This is a genomic window from Tianxiuia mixotrophica (assembly GCF_050596425.1).
In the GTDB taxonomy this organism is placed as follows: Bacteria; Bacillota; Clostridia; order Peptostreptococcales; family Acidaminobacteraceae.
The window spans coordinates 1,021,037-1,042,060 of record NZ_CP192292.1; the positions used below are offsets into that span (position 1 = coordinate 1,021,037).

3 protein-coding genes are annotated in these 21,024 nt (G+C 37.1%); all 3 read left to right on the forward strand.

Annotated features, from left to right (window positions below; translation table 11 throughout):
• The first annotated feature begins 8 nt into the window (after positions 1-8).
• The 3 genes from ACQ4KW_RS04635 (at position 9) to ACQ4KW_RS04645 (ending at position 20,998) form a co-directional block, all read left to right on the forward strand.
• Positions 9-6,278, forward strand: coding sequence for a calcium-binding protein (locus ACQ4KW_RS04635; RefSeq protein ID WP_430885363.1), 6,270 nt, complete (start codon positions 9-11; stop codon positions 6,276-6,278).
• Between the two features lie 171 nt (positions 6,279-6,449).
• Positions 6,450-7,943, forward strand: coding sequence for a hypothetical protein (locus ACQ4KW_RS04640; RefSeq protein ID WP_430885364.1), 1,494 nt, complete (start codon positions 6,450-6,452; stop codon positions 7,941-7,943).
• A gap of 14 nt (positions 7,944-7,957) precedes the next feature.
• A complete protein-coding gene (locus tag ACQ4KW_RS04645) occupies positions 7,958-20,998 on the forward strand; it encodes a calcium-binding protein (RefSeq protein ID WP_430885365.1) in 13,041 nt (4,346 codons plus the stop codon).
• Positions 20,999-21,024: the final 26 nt, after the last annotated feature.

Here is a 21,024-nt window from a genome sequence, read left to right on the forward strand (position 1 = left end):
CAAGTAAAATGTCAGATCAAGTAAATGAAAAAATGTTGGAGATACAAGAAGTGACGAATACTATATCCACATTAGTTACTGAAGAAAATACAAACTATAAGTTTAATGTTAATGGAGAGATAGAAGTTTATAAAGATGGAAATCTAGTTGGAGGAAAAATTAAATCTGTTTCTCAAGTAATTCAGGAAAATGACTTAACCGAAGAAGATACAATAACAATTAAATCAATAGGAAGCTTTGCTTATATTGCTAAGGAAGGAACTATCATTGGCGTTGGGCACACAGAAAAAGTAGATGGTATTACTGAATTTCCATTGCCTTCATCGGAGTTGGCTTTAACTGTTGGTTGGTCAGCTGATATTACAGGACAAGTTTCTGAAGTGACAAATAATCTGAATGTTAAGGTTGGATGCAATACATTGAAGAGCTTAGGAACAGCTTTTAATGTTGTTAATGGAGCTTTAACTCTAGTTAAACCCAACTTAAGTTCAGCAGACGTGATTGATGATGGTTTTGCAAAAATTTCATTGGTATTGATGGGAGCAGAGGCTCTTGGTGTATCAGTGTCACTCCCGGTATCAGTAACTATTGGCGGTGTGGGGTATGCATCCAGTAAAATAGCATCAGAGTTAGACGAGTTTCAGGCTAATATGCAAAGTTCATTCAATAGGCACTATGAACCAATAATTAATGCGGCGAATGAAGCTGGGATAGAATTAGGTGGCTACGAGACTAATCTTATGTCACATCTAAGAGCTTTGAAAATGCTAGAAGAAATGAATGATGCACGTGAGGCTGAAGTGGTTAGATGTGAGCCTATAATTTTAGATTTAGATGGCGACGGTGTAGAAACAAATGGCTCTGAGAATGGTGTTTACTTTGATTTAGATTCTAATGGATTTGCAGAAAAATCTGGATGGGTCGACAAAGACGATGGCCTTTTGGTTCGAGATGTTAATGGAAACGGTATTATCGATGACGGAGCAGAATTATTTGGAGATAGTACGCTTCTGGAAGATGGTACCAAAGCTCCAAATGGTTTTGCTGCACTTACTGAGCTAGATGAAAATAGAGATGAAGTAATTGATTCACTTGATAGTGCGTTTAACGATCTAAAAGTATGGAAAGACATTAACTCAGATGGCCAATCATCTGATGATGAACTTTTTCAATTAGAGGCATTAAACATAAAATCTCTTAATTTAAGCAAAACAGATGAGTTTAAAGTACTCGATAACAATAATGCTATTCAAAGTATAGGGTCATATACAACTAAAGATGATATCTCTATGGAAATGTCAGAATACTTATTCATTACCGATAAAGCCGATACAATTTCAACAGGTGAAGTTGAGGTGCCAGATGAAATTAAAAGTCTTCCAAATCTGTGGGGAAGTGGGAACTTAAATAGTTTGCAAGTTGAAATGATGGAAAATGAAGAATTGAAAGTTTTAGTAGAGTCATTCTCTAAAGCGAGTACATATGATAAACGAAAAGAGATTTTAGATTCAATTATGATTATTTGGACAAAAAGTGAAAATGTTGATGAAAACAGTCGAGGGGTCAATATTGACGCAAGGAAATTAGCTGCTTTAGAAGTGTTAAGTGGGAGAAATTTTGAAGGCGTGAGCGGCTCTAATCCTAATAGACCAGCTGCGATGATTTTGAACAATATTTATAATACGTTTTCATCAATGTTTTATACAAACTTGATGAAAAAAACACATTTAAGGAACTTGCTAGAAGATGTGGTAGTGGAAGTTGATTTGGATACAAAAACAAGCAATAAGAATTTTGAAAAATCAAAAATAAGAATTCAAAAAATGATCGATGAAAATATTGAAGTTGGAAAAGATATTCTTCGTGAGTTTATTGTAGTTACAAAGAGTTATATGGATAGCGATGATAATTTCAAAAAATTCTGTGATTACTTTGTACAGCAAAACACAGAACTTGCATGTGCTGTTGATCTAGGCTTAAATGGCGGTATTATGGGAAATAATCAGAAAAATATACTTGAAGGTTTAAATGGTGATGAAATTATTGCTGGATTTTCGGGTGATGATGTTTTAGGTGGGAATGGTGGCTCAGATACCCTATATGGTGGAATAGGCAATGATACCCTAGATGGTGGATCTGGAGATGACAAGCTATACGGTGGTTTTGGAGATGATGAAATAGATGGTGGATCTGGAGATGACATACTTATAGGAGGAACAGGCAATGACACCCTAAAGGGTTATAGGGGCAATGATACCTATGTGTTTAGTAAGGGTTTTGGTCAAGATGTTATAGACGAAAATGCGTATATATCAAGTTGGGGAGAATCGGATCGTTATGATATAGGATCGGTGGATAGCATACATTTTACAGATATAAATTCTGATGAAATAGAGTGGGAAGCGAGTGGGTCAGACCGAAATGATATGAGTCTGAGGATAAAAGGGACAGAAGACGTAATCACAATGCGAGACTATATAAGTAATTCGAAAAAACGTATAGAGCGCATAGAATTTGGAGACGGAGAAGTATGGGATGAGGCGACAATAGAGTCGAAGTTTAGCAGTATTGAAAATAGAGGTACAGAAGAAGCCGATGAGTTAAAAGGTTCAGATTCAAAGACATTTTCAGATAAGTTATATGGTCAAGGTGGCAATGACATCATAAAAGGTTACAAAGGCGATGATGAACTTTATGGTGGATCTGGAGATGATGCCTTAGATGGTGGAGAAGACAAGGATACCCTATATGGTGGAATAGGCAATGATACCCTAGATGGTGGATCTGGAGATGACAAGCTATACGGTGGTTTTGGAGATGATGAAATAGATGGTGGATCTGGAGATGACATACTTATAGGAGGAACAGGCAATGACACCCTAAAGGGTTATAGGGGCAATGATACCTATGTGTTTAGTAAGGGTTTTGGTCAAGATGTTATAGACGAAAATGCGTATATATCAAGTTGGGGAGAATCGGATCGTTATGATATAGGATCGGTGGATAGCATACATTTTACAGATATAAATTCTGATGAAATAGAGTGGGAAGCGAGTGGGTCAGACCGAAATGATATGAGTCTGAGGATAAAAGGGACAGAAGACGTAATCACAATGCGAGACTATATAAGTAATTCGAAAAAACGTATAGAGCGCATAGAATTTGGAGACGGAGAAGTATGGGATGAGGCGACAATAGAGTCGAAGTTTAGCAGTATTGAAAATAGAGGTACAGAAGAAGCCGATGAGTTAAAAGGTTCAGATTCAAAGACATTTTCAGATAAGTTATATGGTCAAGGTGGCAATGACATCATAAAAGGTTACAAAGGCGATGATGAACTTTATGGTGGATCTGGAGATGATGCCTTAGATGGTGGAGAAGACAAGGATACCCTATATGGTGGAATAGGCAATGATACCCTAGATGGTGGATCTGGAGATGACAAGCTATACGGTGGTTTTGGAGATGATGAAATAGATGGTGGATCTGGAGATGACATACTTATAGGAGGAACAGGCAATGACACCCTAAAGGGTTATAGGGGCAATGATACCTATGTGTTTAGTAAGGGTTTTGGTCAAGATGTTATAGACGAAAATGCGTATATATCAAGTTGGGGAGAATCGGATCGTTATGATATAGGATCGGTGGATAGCATACATTTTACAGATATAAATTCTGATGAAATAGAGTGGGAAGCGAGTGGGTCAGACCGAAATGATATGAGTCTGAGGATAAAAGGGACAGAAGACGTAATCACAATGCGAGACTATATAAGTAATTCGGAAAAACGTATAGAGCGCATAGAATTTGGAGGCGGAGAAGTATGGGATGAGGCGACAATAGAGTCGAAATTTAGCAGTATTGAAAAAAGAGGTACAGAAGAAGCCGATGAGTTAAAAGGTTCAGATTCAAAGACATTTTCAGATAAGTTATATGGTCAAGGTGGCAATGACATCATAAAAGGTTACAAAGGCGATGATGAACTTTATGGTGGATCTGGAGATGATGCCTTAGATGGTGGAGAAGACAAGGATACCCTATATGGTGGAATAGGCAATGATACCCTAGATGGTGGATCTGGAGATGACAAGCTATACGGTGGTTTTGGAGATGATGAAATAGATGGTGGATCTGGAGATGACATACTTATAGGAGGAACAGGCAATGACACCCTAAAGGGTTATAGGGGCAATGATACCTATGTGTTTAGTAAGGGTTTTGGTCAAGATGTTATAGACGAAAATGCGTATATATCAAGTTGGGGAGAATCGGATCGTTATGATATAGGATCGGTGGATAGCATACATTTTACAGATATAAATTCTGATGAAATAGAGTGGGAAGCGAGTGGGTCAGACCGAAATGATATGAGTCTGAGGATAAAAGGGACAGAAGACGTAATCACAATGCGAGACTATATAAGTAATTCGGAAAAACGTATAGAGCGCATAGAATTTGGAGACGGAGAAGTATGGGATGAGGCGACAATAGAGTCGAAATTTAGCAGTATTGAAAATAGAGGTACAGAAGAAGCCGATGAGTTAAAAGGTTCAGATTCAAAGACATTTTCAGATAAGTTATATGGTCAAGGTGGCAATGACATCATAAAAGGTTACAAAGGCGATGATGAACTTTATGGTGGATCTGGAGATGATGCCTTAGATGGTGGAGAAGACAAGGATACCCTATATGGTGGAATAGGCAATGATACTCTAGATGGTGGATCTGGAGATGACATACTTATAGGAGGAACAGGCAATGACACCCTAAAGGGTTATAGAGGCAATGATACCTATGTGTTTAGTAAGGGTTTTGGTCAAGATGTTTTAGACGAAAATGCGTATATATCAAGTTGGGGAGAATCGGATCGTTATGATATAGGATCGGTGGATAGCATACATTTTACAGATATAAATTCTGATGAAATAGAGTGGGAAGCGAGTGGGTCAGACCGAAATGATATGAGTCTGAGGATAAAAGGGACAGAAGACGTAATCACAATGCGAGACTATATAAGTAATTCGGAAAAACGTATAGAGCGCATAGAATTTGGAGGCGGAGAAGTATGGGATGAGGCGACAATAAAGTCGAAGTTTAGCAGTATTGAAAATAGAGGTACAGAAGAAGCCGATGAGTTAAAAGGTTCAGATTCAAAGACATTTTCAGATAAGTTATATGGTCAAGGTGGCAATGACATCATAAAAGGTTACAAAGGCGATGATGAACTTTATGGTGGATCTGGAGATGATGCCTTAGATGGTGGAGAAGACAAGGATACCCTATATGGTGGAATAGGCAATGATACCCTAGATGGTGGATCTGGAGATGACAAGCTATACGGTGGTTTTGGAGATGATGAAATAGATGGTGGATCTGGAGATGACATACTTATAGGAGGAACAGGCAATGACACCCTAAAGGGTTATAGGGGCAATGATACCTATGTGTTTAGTAAGGGTTTTGGTCAAGATGTTATAGACGAAAATGCGTATATATCAAGTTGGGGAGAATCGGATCGTTATGATATAGGATCGGTGGATAGCATACATTTTACAGATATAAATTCTGATGAAATAGAGTGGGAAGCGAGTGGGTCAGACCGAAATGATATGAGTCTGAGGATAAAAGGGACAGAAGACGTAATCACAATGCGAGACTATATAAGTAATTCGAAAAAACGTATAGAGCGCATAGAATTTGGAGACGGAGAAGTATGGGATGAGGCGACAATAGAGTCGAAGTTTAGCAGTATTGAAAATAGAGGTACAGAAGAAGCCGATGAGTTAAAAGGTTCAGATTCAAAGACATTTTCAGATAAGTTATATGGTCAAGGTGGCAATGACATCATAAAAGGTTACAAAGGCGATGATGAACTTTATGGTGGATCGGGAGATGATGCCTTAGATGGTGGTTATGGTGATGATCACTACATTTTCACCACAAGTAACGAAGGAAGTGACACAATAACAGATGCACATGGTTGTGATGATCTCCTTCATACAGCAAAGATAGAGAACACGATTTTTGAAATAAGTAATAAAGACTTAGTCATAAGTTTTCACGACAATGAGGATGAGGTGTTAGTGAAAAATAACTGTATTGAGAACTATGAGTTTAACGGTGAATACTTAATTACGTCTAGCCAAATCGATTTATTAATCCAATCTATGAATGAATTCTGTACTGAAAACGGGGTTACAAATTGGAATGATGCATTAAATACTCATCGTGATGAGACTATCGATATAGTGTTTAGTTTTGCCAGTAAAAACTAATATCATTTATTAAGAATAGTTGCTAGGTCAACTTTTAAATTTGATCTAGCAACTTTCAGAATATAATACTTAAAAATATAAAGTTCTATTTTTAGTGAATAAGCCAGAAGATTATCTCAGATATCAAATGCATAAAACAAAAATGGTGTGAAACAAGAAAGCGAGCCAACAATGCAAAAACAAAAAAGGCTAATAGCCCTAATAACCATAGTGAGTATGATTATTGTTTCAGGATGTTCAAGTTCATCAGGTGGAAGCACGGTAATAAACGGTGGTGATCAAATTGAGCACTCTAAGCAAAAACAAGCCTATGAGCTTCAAGAAACAATCAATAAAGAAAAAGAAGATGTGGACAGACATTTTGGAAGCGGCTTTTACTTTGAAGATTTTTCAGAAGAAGAAGCTGAGTTAAACGATTATTTTGCAAAGCGATTAGAGGCAGAATTACAATCGGTTAACAATGTAGAATTTGATTTTGAAATGAAAATAGAAAATGAGTACTACAATGACAGCCTAAATGAATATAGAGAAGGGGCACTAGACAAAAGTGTATTTTATGACGAACCAGAAACATACATCAGAGAAATAGACTGTGCAATCACTATGTTTGGTGGAGAGTATACATTTGATGAATCAGTAGCTATATCATACAAGTTAGAAAATATAGAAACCAGATGGAACAATTTTGGCGACTGGAATGGTGATGGAGATGTAACAAATGATGGTGTAAGAAAATGGGAAGTTACATGTATTGATTACGACTTAACAAGAAAGCAAATGGAGGGCTATGAGTTCAATGGACCAATTGGTGCAGATGATCCATATGTCTCTCATATAACAAATTATGCATTTGACACACACGAAGGCAGTTCAACAGCACGAGAATGGGACTTTGAAGTTCTGGATCGATTAAAAGAAAAATACAATGAAGACTTTGTGTTTATCGAGCCTAACATAAGTAGTCCCACCCATCAAAGTGTATATGCACCGGTTTCAGACGAGTCATTAGAGTTTGTAACAGAAGTTTATTCAGATGAACCGAGAGACACTTATAAAAGTGTATTGGCACAAAAGGTTCTTTCAGAAAAAGTAGATAAAATCATAAAAGATGCAGGTGCAGAAGACTATATTGTGCAGTTGAGTATACCAAACAGTCCGGATCCTACATCAGATCCTTATGCAAAGCCTTATGATACGTCTAATATATCTGAAAATGAGAATTTTTTGGATGAGGTTTATTTGGATAATAGTTTTCATATATCACTTTATTTTTTAGAAAGTAAAGAGAATATAGATTTTTTAAAGATAAAAAATATAGTATCTCAAATTGACAGTCTCGTAAGTGTGATGAGTCATTCACATGTGGGATGGTTAAAACGAATTAGCATATTTGTGTTTTTTGTAGAAATTGATGAAAATCACCGGGAAATAGTTGTGAAGGAGTTTAAAGAAAATACTATTACTGAAAAAGAGTTTCGTGGATATTCAAGTCTTGAAAATATTCAATATGACTTATGGAAGACTGATGCAGATACTGATGCTTTTAAATTAATTGATATAATCGGTAAGTCTCATACAGGAGTGTTAAAAATTTTGCAATATGATGAAAGTTTGACTATAGAAGAGTTCGTTGAAGAATACAAAGTTGAAACGAAGTATGATTAAGGAGGATGTACAGAATGAAATACATTATTGATGGAGAAAGAGAGTTATTGAATTTACAGTTGGAGCTAGAGTCGCAAGAACGAAAGCATGACCTCACCCAAGTATCCTATGTCGTTTACGAAGAAGACTACTTTGCAGGCACAAGACAAGAATACAATGAAAAGCAAGAAGAAATTAGTGGCCTATCTGCAACACGTGATATGCATAAAAGATTTTTTGAAGTTTTGGTGCTAAATCATTATGGTGTAACCAATGAGAACGGTGAGGACAAGATTAAACTTGCACATGATGTACTGGACCAGTTAAATGAGGGAATGAAAGAAAAGGAAATCAAACAAATTATAGGCGATTATGTTGATGATGTCAATGAAGCCTTACCTTCAGTAAATATGTATCTTAAGTACAAAGAAGATATTAATGAAAAATTAACGGTTATTAATAATCACTCGGGTCGTTTAGTAGGCATTTACAAAAACAATGGTGAGCTCACTGAAGACGGTTACAATAAGAACCTCTTAGGATTTGCCTATTTGCCAGATGCAGAACTGGACACAAGTGGAGAAGACCACAAGAAAACCATATCAAATATAGTGAATTTAGCACAATTTGGCGCAGGGAGTCTTATAAAGCCAAATGCATTTTTACAAGGTGCTAAGGAAATCATGCACATTAGTGATCATTTAGATGAACTGGTAAAATATACAAAAGATGAGTACATTAACAACAACTTAAACAACATAGCTGCAAAGATAGGCAAAATAAACGACTCACGTAAAATATTAAATGAAAAGATAACAGAACTGGAAGCGACAGGAGAACTTAAGAGTTTAACGCCTGATGAGCAAAAAGAAATTAACGCAATGAAGTGGTTTGCAGGAGCCATTGCCACAGTTATGATGGTTTCAACCCCACAGACCCTGGCATGGCAACTGGCATCATTCAGCATTTCAGCGGGCATTGATTTTCTTAAATCAGCATATGAAGATATGATATCAAAAGCTGATGGTCGGTCTGAGTACTTTAGATACCAAGGTATGGTTAAAGATGGTGATGATATACCATTTCCAGCTTCACCAGAATATTTATCTCCAAATGAAGACGATTCTTTTGTCACTTTATCAAAGGGATTTAACTCGGCTATTGCAGATGCCACTATAACAAATAAAGTTAAGGGCAACAGCAAAAACAATTCAATAAAAGCCATAGCAGGTGACAAAAATCATCTAATTGGTGAAGGCGGCGATGATGCTCTTGTAGGATATGATATGAGAGATACCCTAGAAGGCGGAATTGGTTCAGATGTTTTAGAAGGTAAAAAGGGCACAGATATACTTAAAGGCGGCTCTGGAGCAGATATATATGTTTACAATGATGGCGATGGAAAAGATGTAATTGAAGATAAAAATCTATATGACAACACAATAGAAAATAATAAACTCGTTTTAAAAGGGATTAATAAAGACGACGTGCGGTTTGAGTTCAATTCTGAAAAAATGACCGCAACAATGATTTTTAAAGAAGACGAGTCAAATAAAGTCGTGCTAAAAGACGCGGGTGGTTTTTTTGTAACCTACGATGGCAATATAACCAAAAATACGAATATATCGGAAATTCAGTTCGCAGATACAAATGAAACGATAGACCTTAATCAGTGGATCTTTATGGGATCAGATAACGGTGATATAAGTGTACACGCAAATGAGCACAATAATCAGTTATATGGATTTGACCACAATGACACTTTCTTTGGGGAAAAGGGAGATGATTACCTTGAAGGTGGGCATGGTTCAGATACCTATGTGTATAACCTGGGAGATGGAAAAGATTTAATTAAGGAAGTTAAATCTGAAACGGATAAAAATAAAATTGTTATAACAGGAACACAAGATGTCACTATACGAGAAGCAGAAGAAGACCTAATAGTAACAGTTGGAAAGACCGCTCAAAATTTAGGCAGTATTCGAGTGGAAGATGGTGCAACAGAAAATTTAATAGATAAGATACAAATTTCAGAAGGTACAAACCATCTACATTTCGGTTTAAAGGGTTTTGATGAATTTGAGAATTTCTCAACCACAAATGACAAGTACATTTTTAGAGCAGGCGATGGAGAAGATGTCATTCATGATTATGTTAAGACAAGACGTAATGGTGAAGAGTTTATAACAAATGCAGGTCAAGATGAACTGGTGATTGCCGGATATGCAAAAGACCAAGTTAATTTTGCCATAGAAGGTGACGACCTAATCGTTAGCTTTTCTGGAGAATCATCCGATCGAATTGTTATAAAAGAGTACATGGCGGCATCTTACCTAGGTGGTAGTGGCTTAATTGAGAAATTGAGATTTGTCGAAAAGAGTTCAAGTGGAGTGGACCCGAATGCTGGTGATGTCATATATATTGGCGAATATTTATCAGTAGCAAATTCAAATGAAGCTGTATTAGAGGGAACTGCAAGCGGTGAATACCTACTTGGAAGAGAAGGCAATGACACTATCAATGGTAATGGTGGGAATGATATTATCAATGGTCATAGTGGAAAAGATATATTGCGAGGACAAGAAGGTGAAGACACACTAAAAGGTGGTTTAAATATTGATCATCTTTATGGTGATATAGGAGATGATCAACTTTATGGTGATGAGGGAAATGATTATCTTTATGGCGGATCTGGAAATGATCACTTATACGGAGGAGAAAATCAAGATGTAATCCATGGTGGTAGTGGAAATGACACATATTACTTCAGATACGGTGATGGAAACGACATAATCAATGAGGGCTCATCGGATATAGATACTATAGTATTTGAAGATGTGAAATCTATTGATGATTTAAGTTATGCGAAGACGGATGATTTAGTTATTTATTACGGTGATAACTCTGTAAGAATTACTGATTATTTTCTAGATGATAAGAATAAAGTTGAAAAAATCAGAATTGGAGACGAAGAGTATTTAATAAAAGACCAGTTAGTGAGCTATAGCTTCAATGAAGTATTCGGTACTAATAGTGATGATAAGTATATAAGAGAATGGAATGCTAATACCAATTCATATGACACAAAATCACCAGGTATTAGAGGAATAAGCGGTAGAAGAAATAATTTATATGGATTAAATGGGGATGATGACTTAATTGGTATGGAGCTTGATGATCGCTTATATGGAGGTCAAGGCGATGATACCCTTAAAGGTAAGGGGGGGGAAGACACATATTATTTCGAAGGAAACTTTGGAGAAGACATAATATATGACGCGGTTTCAGGCGGTCAAAATAAAATTCATTTTACTGACTTAAATAAAGAAGAACTTTACATATGGAAAGACAGTAAAGATTTAGTATTAGAAGATAAGAAAAATAGAAACAATAGAGTTATTATAAATGATTTTTATTCAAATGAAACGTATAACAAAAATATGTTCGATGACATAATTTTTAATAAAGAAAATCAAAGAGTTGAGTTTGAGTCAGTTGTTGATCGAGCTGTTGATGTAAAAGTTCTTAAGAAGTTTTCAGTGTTAAAAAACCAGCCTAATTTAAATCTATCAGATTACTTAGATGGTGATGTGGTTAATTTACATGTTGAAAAAGAGAAATTAGTGTATAGAGACTATTTAGACATCTTGCAAGAGTATGACTCAAATGAAAACATAGAAATCGAGTTTTACCACAATGCAGCAGTTTTTTATAGAGATGGGCAAATGATAGATGTTGGATACAATCTACATACTTTAAAATTTAATGAGAATACGGACTCTGAGACAAGTGAGCATTATAGTTTTGAGACGTATACACCTCTTGTAGCTGTATCTGGCAATGCAGGAACGATTATAGAAAGTTTCTCTAAAGCTAAGAATATTGAAAATCCTGTACAAGACCTTTTAGATGGCAAGTTGGATGATTTTGAAAAGAAAGAAAGTAATGAAGGGAATGAGGGCCCATCTAGCAATGATCCAATTTATTTTACAAAACCAACGAGCTATTATTATGGACACGTAAATTTCCCGAAATCGCAAATAAAAGTTGTGGTTGAGCGTGATGTAACGAAAAAATATAAGAGTGCAGAAACTGTTCAAACTCCTATAATATTAGATCTCAATGGTGATGGTATACAAACCACATCAATAAATAATATTGCATATTTCGATCATCAAGATGATGGATTCAAAGAAAAAACAGGGTGGTTAAGTAGAGAAGACGGGCTACTCGTTAGGGATATTGATGGTAATGGTCTGATAGAAAGTGGACGAGAATTATTTGGAAATAATACTTATTTAGAGAATGGATCAAAAGCGAGCGATGGATTTGAAGCTTTGGCCGCTCTGGATAAAAATGGTGACGGTGTTATTGATTCAGGTGATGAAAATTTTGGTGAACTTAAAATTTGGAAAGATGCAAATGGCGATGGTAACTCACAAGAAAATGAACTACACAAACTAAGTGAATTTGACATAATTCGTCTAAATTTACAAAACACATTAAAAAATGAAACAGATGAAAACGGCAATATTCTTTTCATGAAAGGCACATATGTGAAGACTGATGGAAGCATTCACGAAATGTCTGACTACAAATTTAAAGCAAATATGTTTGACACAGTAAGCACAAGTGAGAAGGAATATGATGCATTTGAAGATCTTCCCAATTTAAGCGGTGTAAGTCATGTTGTATCATTACACGAAGCTATGAATGATGACGATGAACTGTTAGAGAAAGTTGAAGCATTCGTGAAAAAGCCATCCAGATCAAATGTCAATGAAAAACTTCAGGAAATTTTCTTTAGATGGATGGGGGTTAATGAGATTGATCCCAATTCACGTGCATGCCCATATGGACATTATATGGATGCTCGGAAAGTTAAAGTTCTTGAACTAGTCTTAAATGATAAATATGTAAATGTGTACAATCAAAGCACTGTAAGACCTGAAGCCGCTAAACTGCTAATAAGTGCTTATGATTCGATTTTTGATGTCTTCAAATCCAGAATGATCCAAGAGGGACCACTTAAAGATATTTTAAATACTATTAATTTTACACATAGTGATACTGAACGACGAAGAGCATATGATTTTGAAGAAACAGGAGATTATCTAACACAAATGATGGAGACTGATCCAGAAAAAGCTTATGTAAAGCTACAGTTATTAGGAGAATTTGCTTCTCAACACGATATACTCATGGATTCTGCATACATAGAGTTAGTTGATGCATTAATTGAATATGATTACTGTTTCGGAGACTTGTTTGATGAGCCTGTTATTTATATGAAGCAAGTTTTATACAATGGTGATATTCGTGAGGGAAGTCCCCAAAATGATGAAATTAATGGAACCGTGGATAGAGATTTTCTGTTCGGATATAATGGTGATGATATTTTAAGTGGCAACGATGGGAATGATATCTTAGATGGCGGCACGGGCTCTGACAAGTTATATGGAGGAAGTGGAGACGATGAAATAATAGGCGGCTCTGGCAATGATCACTTAGAAGGACACTATGGAAGTGACACATATAAGTTCAACCTAGGGGATGGAATGGACACGATCCTTGAAAATGGAGTGAAAGGTTTAAACACCAAAGACAAGATAGTGTTTGGAGAAGGCATTACACCAGAATCGTTAGTATTAAAAAAATCATCAAATGACCTTATAATAAAAATAAAGGGATATGAAGATCAGATCTGCGTGAAAAACTACTACTCTACATCAGACTCGTATAGGTACAAAATAGAGGCTCTAGAATTCAGTGATGGAACAGTATGGGATAAAGAAAAAATAGAAAGCCATCCAGTAGAAGGCACCTCCGGCGATGATACATATAAGGGAACAAATTCAAATGATCATTTTAATGGCTTAGAGGGCGCAGACACTGTATATGGATACGGTGGAAACGATACATTAAATGGTGGAGCAGATGATGATACTTTATATGGCAACGATGGGAATGATATCTTAGATGGCGGCACGGGCTCTGATACGCTGTATGGAGGAAGTGGAGACGATGAAATAATAGGCGGCTCTGGCAATGATCACTTAGAAGGACACTATGGAAGTGACACATATAAGTTCAACCTAGGGGATGGAATGGACACGATCCTTGAATTTGATGGGTCAAATTCAAATGCCAAAGACAAGATAGTGTTTGGAGAAGGCATCACACCAGAATCGTTAGTATTAAAAAAATCATCAAGTGACCTTATAATAAAAATAAAGGGATATGAAGATCAGATCTGCGTGAAAAACTACTACTCTACATCAGACTCGTATAGGTACAAAATAGAGGCACTAGAATTCAGTGATGGAACAGTATGGGATAAAGAAAAAATAGAAAGCCATCCAGTAGAAGGCACCTCCGGCGATGATACATATAAGGGAACAAATTCAAATGATCATTTTAATGGCTTAGAGGGCGCAGACGCTGTATATGGATACGGTGGAAACGATACATTAAATGGTGGAGTCGATGAGGATACCTTATACGGTTATGGTGGTAATGATTTGCTAAATGGTGGAGCAGATGATGATACTTTATATGGCAACGATGGGAATGATATCTTAGATGGCGGCACGGGCTCTGATACGCTGTATGGAGGAAGTGGAGACGATGTATTAATAGGCGGCTCTGGCAATGATCACTTAGAAGGACACTATGGAAGTGACACATATAAGTTCAACCTAGGGGATGGAATGGACACGATCCTTGAATTTGATGGGTCAAATTCAAATGCCAAAGACAAGATAGTGTTTGGAGAAGGCATCACACCAGAATCGTTAGTATTAAAAAAATCATCAAGTGACCTTATAATAAAAATAAAGGGATATGAAGATCAGATCTGCGTGAAAAACTACTACTCTACATCAGACTCGTATAGGTACAAAATAGAGGCACTAGAATTCAGTGATGGAACAGTATGGGATAAAGAAAAAATAGAAAGCCATCCAGTAGAAGGCACCTCCGGCGATGATACATATAAGGGAACAAATTCAAATGATCACTTTAATGGCTTAGAGGGCGCAGACACTGTATATGGATACGGTGGAAACGATACATTAAATGGTGGAGCAGATGATGATACTTTATATGGCAACGATGGGAATGATATCTTAGATGGCGGCACGGGCTCTGATACGCTGTATGGAGGAAGTGGAGACGATGTATTAATAGGCGGCTCTGGCAATGATGAGTTAGAAGGACACTATGGAAGTGACACATATAAGTTCAACCTAGGGGATGGAATGGACACGATCCTTGAATTTGATGGGTCAAATTCAAATGCCAAAGACAAGATAGTGTTTGGAGAAGGCATCACACCAGAATCGTTAGTATTAAAAAAATCATCAAGTGACCTTATAATAAAAATAAAGGGATATGAAGATCAGATCTGCGTGAAAAACTACTACTCTACATCAGACTCGTATAGGTACAAAATAGAGGCACTAGAATTCAGTGATGGAACAGTATGGGATAAAGAAAAAATAGAAAGCCATCCAGTAGAAGGCACCTCCGGCGATGATACATATAAGGGAACAAATTCAAATGATCATTTTAATGGCTTAGAGGGCGCAGACACTGTATATGGATACGGTGGAAATGACACATTAAATGGTGGAGCAGATGATGATACTTTATATGGCAACGATGGGAATGATATCTTAGATGGCGGCACGGGCTCTGATACGCTGTATGGAGGAAGTGGAGACGATGTATTAATAGGCGGCTTAGGAGATGATGAGTTAGAAGGACACTATGGAAGTGACACATATAAGTTCAACCTAGGGGATGGAATGGACACGATCCTTGAATTTGATGGGTCAAATTCAAATGCCAAAGACAAGATAGTGTTTGGAGAAGGCATCACACCAGAATCGTTAGTATTAAAAAAATCATCAAGTGACCTTATAATAAAAATAAAGGGATATGAAGATCAGATCTGCGTGAAAAACTACTACTCTACATCAGACTCGTATAGGTACAAAATAGAGGCACTAGAATTCAGTGATGGAACAGTATGGGATAAAGAAAAAATAGAAAGCCATCCAGTAGAAGGCACCTCCGGCGATGATACATATAAGGGAACAAATTCAAATGATCATTTTAATGGCTTAGAGGGCGCAGACACTGTATATGGATACGGTGGAAACGATACATTAAATGGTGGAGTCGATGAGGATACCTTATACGGTTATGGTGGTAATGATTTGCTAAATGGTGGAGCAGATGATGATACTTTATATGGCAACGATGGGAATGATATCTTAGATGGCGGCACGGGCTCTGATACGCTGTATGGAGGAAGTGGAGACGATGTATTAATAGGCGGCTCTGGCAATGATCACTTAGAAGGACACTATGGAAGTGACACATATAAGTTCAACCTAGGGGATGGAATGGACACGATCCTTGAATTTGATGGGTCAAATTCAAATGCCAAAGACAAGATAGTGTTTGGAGAAGGCATCACACCAGAATCGTTAGTATTAAAAAAATCATCAAGTGACCTTATAATAAAAATAAAGGGATATGAAGATCAGATCTGCGTGAAAAACTACTACTCTACATCAGACTCGTATAGGTACAAAATAGAGGCACTAGAATTCAGTGATGGAACAGTATGGGATAAAGAAAAAATAGAAAGCCATCCAGTAGAAGGCACCTCCGGCGATGATACATATAAGGGAACAAATTCAAATGATCACTTTAATGGCTTAGAGGGCGCAGACACTGTATATGGATACGGTGGAAACGATACATTAAATGGTGGAGCAGATGATGATACTTTATATGGCAACGATGGGAATGATATCTTAGATGGCGGCACGGGCTCTGATACGCTGTATGGAGGAAGTGGAGACGATGTATTAATAGGCGGCTCTGGCAATGATGAGTTAGAAGGACACTATGGAAGTGACACATATAAGTTCAACCTAGGGGATGGAATGGACACGATCCTTGAATTTGATGGGTCAAATTCAAATGCCAAAGACAAGATAGTGTTTGGAGAAGGCATCACACCAGAATCGTTGGTATTAAAAAAATCATCAAGTGACCTTATAATAAAAATAAAGGGATATGAAGATCAGATCTGCGTGAAAAACTACTACTCTACAACTAAATCGTATAGGTACAAAATAGAGGCACTAGAATTTAGTGATGGAACAGTATGGGATAAAGAAAAAATAGAAAGCCATCCAGTAGAAGGCACCTCCGGCGATGATACATATAAGGGAACAAATTCAAATGATCACTTTAATGGCTTAGAGGGCGCAGACACTGTATGTGGATACGGTGGAAATGACACATTAAATGGTGGAGCAGATGATGATACTTTATACGGCAATGATGGGAATGATATCTTAGAAGGCGGCACGGGCTCTGACAAGTTATATGGAGGAAGTGGAGACGATGAAATAATAGGCGGCTCTGGCAATGATCACTTAGAAGGATCCTATGGAAGTGACACGTACAAGTTCAACCTAGGGGATGGAATGGACACGATCCTTGAATTTGATGGGTCAAATTCAAATGCCAAAGACAAGATAGTGTTTGGAGAAGGCATCACACCAGAATCGTTAGTATTAAAGAAATCATCAAGTGACCTTATAATAAAAATAAAAGGTCATACAGATCAGATTTGCGTGAAAAGCTACTACTCTACATCTTACTCGTACAGGTACAAAATAGAGACATTAGAATTTAGTGATGGAACAGTATGGGATAAAGAAAAAATAGAAAGCCATCCAGTAGAAGGCACCTCCGGCAATGATACATATAAGGGAACAAACTCAAATGATCATTTTAATGGCTTAGAGGGCGCAGACACTGTATATGGATACGGTGGAAGCGATACATTAAACGGTGGAGCAGATGATGATACTTTATACGGCAATGAAGGCAACGACACACTAACTGGCGGATTAGGTGCTGATATGTTATATGGATGGAGTGGGGATGATATATTGATAGGCGGCTCTGGCAATGATCACTTAGAAGGATCCTATGGAAGTGACACGTACAAGTTCAACCTAGGGGATGGAATGGACACGATCCTTGAATTTGATGGGTCAAATTCAAATGCCAAAGACAAGATAGTGTTTGGAGAAGGCATCACACCAGAATCGTTAGTATTAAAGAAATCATCAAGTGACCTTATAATAAAAATAAAAGGTCATACAGATCAGATTTGCGTGAAAAGCTACTACTCTACATCTTACTCGTACAGGTACAAAATAGAGACATTAGAATTTAGTGATGGAACAGTATGGGATAAAGAAAAAATAGAAAGCCATCCAGTAGAAGGCACCTCCGGCGATGATACATATAAGGGAACAAATTCAAACGATCACTTTAATGGCTTAGAGGGCGCAGACACTTTATATGGCAACGATGGAAATGACACATTAAATGGTGGAGCAGATGATGATATTTTATACGGTTATGATGGTAACGATGTATTAATAGGCGGCTCAGGAGATGATGAGTTAGAAGGACACTATGGAAGTGACACATATAAGTTCAACCTAGGGGATGGAATGGACACGATCCTTGAATTTGATGGGTCAAGTTCAAATGCCAAAGACAAGATAGTGTTTGGAGAAGGCATCACACCAGAATCGTTAGTATTAAAAAAATCATCAAGTGACCTTATTATAAAAATAAAAGGTCATACAGATCAGATTTGCGTGAAAAGCTACTACTCTACATCTTACTCGTACAGGTACAAAATAGAGACATTAGAATTTAGTGATGGAACAGTATGGGATAAAGAAAAAATAGAAAGCCATCCAGTAGAAGGCACCTCCGGCAATGATACATATAAGGGAACAAACTCAAATGATCATTTTAATGGCTTAGAGGGCGCAGACACTGTATATGGATACGGTGGAAGCGATACATTAAACGGTGGAGCAGATGATGATACTTTATACGGCAATGAAGGCAACGACACACTAACTGGCGGATTAGGTGCTGATATGTTATATGGATGGAGTGGGGATGATATATTGATAGGAGGCTCTGGAAATGATCACTTAGAAGGATCCTATGGAAGTGACACGTACAAGTTCAACCTAGGGGATGGAATGGACACGATCCTTGAATTTGATGGGTCAAATTCAAATGCCAAAGACAAGATAGTGTTTGGAGAAGGCATCACACCAGAATCGTTAGTATTAAAGAAATCATCAAGTGACCTTATAATAAAAATAAAAGGTCATACAGATCAGATTTGCGTGAAAAGCTACTACTCTACATCTTACTCGTACAGGTACAAAATAGAGACATTAGAATTTAGTGATGGAACAGTATGGGATAAAGAAAAAATAGAAAGCCATCCAGTAGAAGGCACCTCCGGCAATGATACATATAAGGGAACAAACTCAAATGATCATTTTAATGGCTTAGAGGGCGCAGACACTGTATATGGATACGGTGGAAACGATACATTAAATGGTGGAGCAGATGATGATACTTTATACGGCAATGAAGGCAACGACACACTAACTGGCGGATTAGGTGCTGATATGTTATATGGATGGAGTGGGGATGATATATTGATAGGAGGCTCTGGAAATGATCATCTAGAAGGTTCCTATGGCCATGACACATATAAGTTCGACCTAGGGGATGGAATGGACACGATCCTTGAATATGATGATTCAATTTCAAATGCCAAAGACAAGATAGTGTTTGGAGAAGGCATCACACCAGAATCGTTGGTATTAAAAAAATCATCAAGTGACCTAATTATAAAAATAAAAGGTCATACAGATCAGATCTGCGTGAAAAACTACTACTCTACAACTAAATCGTATAGGTACAAAATAGAGGCACTAGAATTTAGTGATGGAACAGTATGGGATAAAGAAAAAATAGAAAGCCATCCAGTAGAAGGCACCTCCGGCAATGATACATATAAGGGAACAAACTCAAATGATCATTTTAATGGCTTAGAGGGCGCAGACACTGTATATGGATACGGTGGAAACGATACATTAAATGGTGGAGCAGATGATGATACTTTATACGGCAATGAAGGCAACGACACACTAACTGGCGGATTAGGTGCTGATATGTTATATGGATGGAGTGGGGATGATATATTGATAGGAGGCTCTGGAAATGATCATCTAGAAGGTTCCTATGGCCATGACACATATAAGTTCGACCTAGGGGATGGAATGGACACGATCCTTGAATATGATGATTCAATTTCAAATGCCAAAGACAAGATAGTATTTGGAGAAGGCATCACACCAGAATCGTTGGTATTAAAGAAATCATCAAGTGACCTAATTATAAAAATAAAAGGTCATACAGATCAGATCTGCGTGAAAAACTACTACTCTACAACTAAATCGTATAGGTACAAAATAGAGGCACTAGAATTTAGTGATGGAACAGTATGGGATAAAGAAAAAATAGAAAGCCATCCAGTAGAAGGCACCTCCGGCAATGATACATATAAGGGAACAAACTCAAATGATCATTTTAATGGCTTAGAGGGCGCAGACACTGTATATGGATACGGTGGAAGCGATACATTAAACGGTGGAGCAGATGATGATACTTTATACGGCAATGAAGGCAACGACACACTAACTGGCGGATTAGGTGCTGATATGTTATATGGATGGAGTGGGGATGATATATTGATAGGAGGCTCTGGAAATGATCATCTAGAAGGTTCCTATGGCCATGACACATATATCTTTAAAGGTGCCTTTGGAAAAGATATAGTAAGCGATACTGAAGGAAGCAATACACTTGATATCAGAAAAAATATTAATGATTTTATGTTTAGTAAATCTCAAGACAGTTTGATTATTGAAGATTTCAATAATACTAACTCTATCGAGATTAAAGGTTCTGATTCAAGTTTTGAACCAATTAAGTTTAATAATGGTATAAGTTTAGAAATGTCAAAAATCGACCTGCTCATCCAATCAATGAACGAATTCTGTGAAACAAATGGCATTGGCAATTGGGAATCAGCTTTAGAAAGTAAGAGAGATGATGTAGAGCAAATTATATCTAGCTATGTAACAACAGTATAATTGAATAATATACTCTAAGAGCTGTT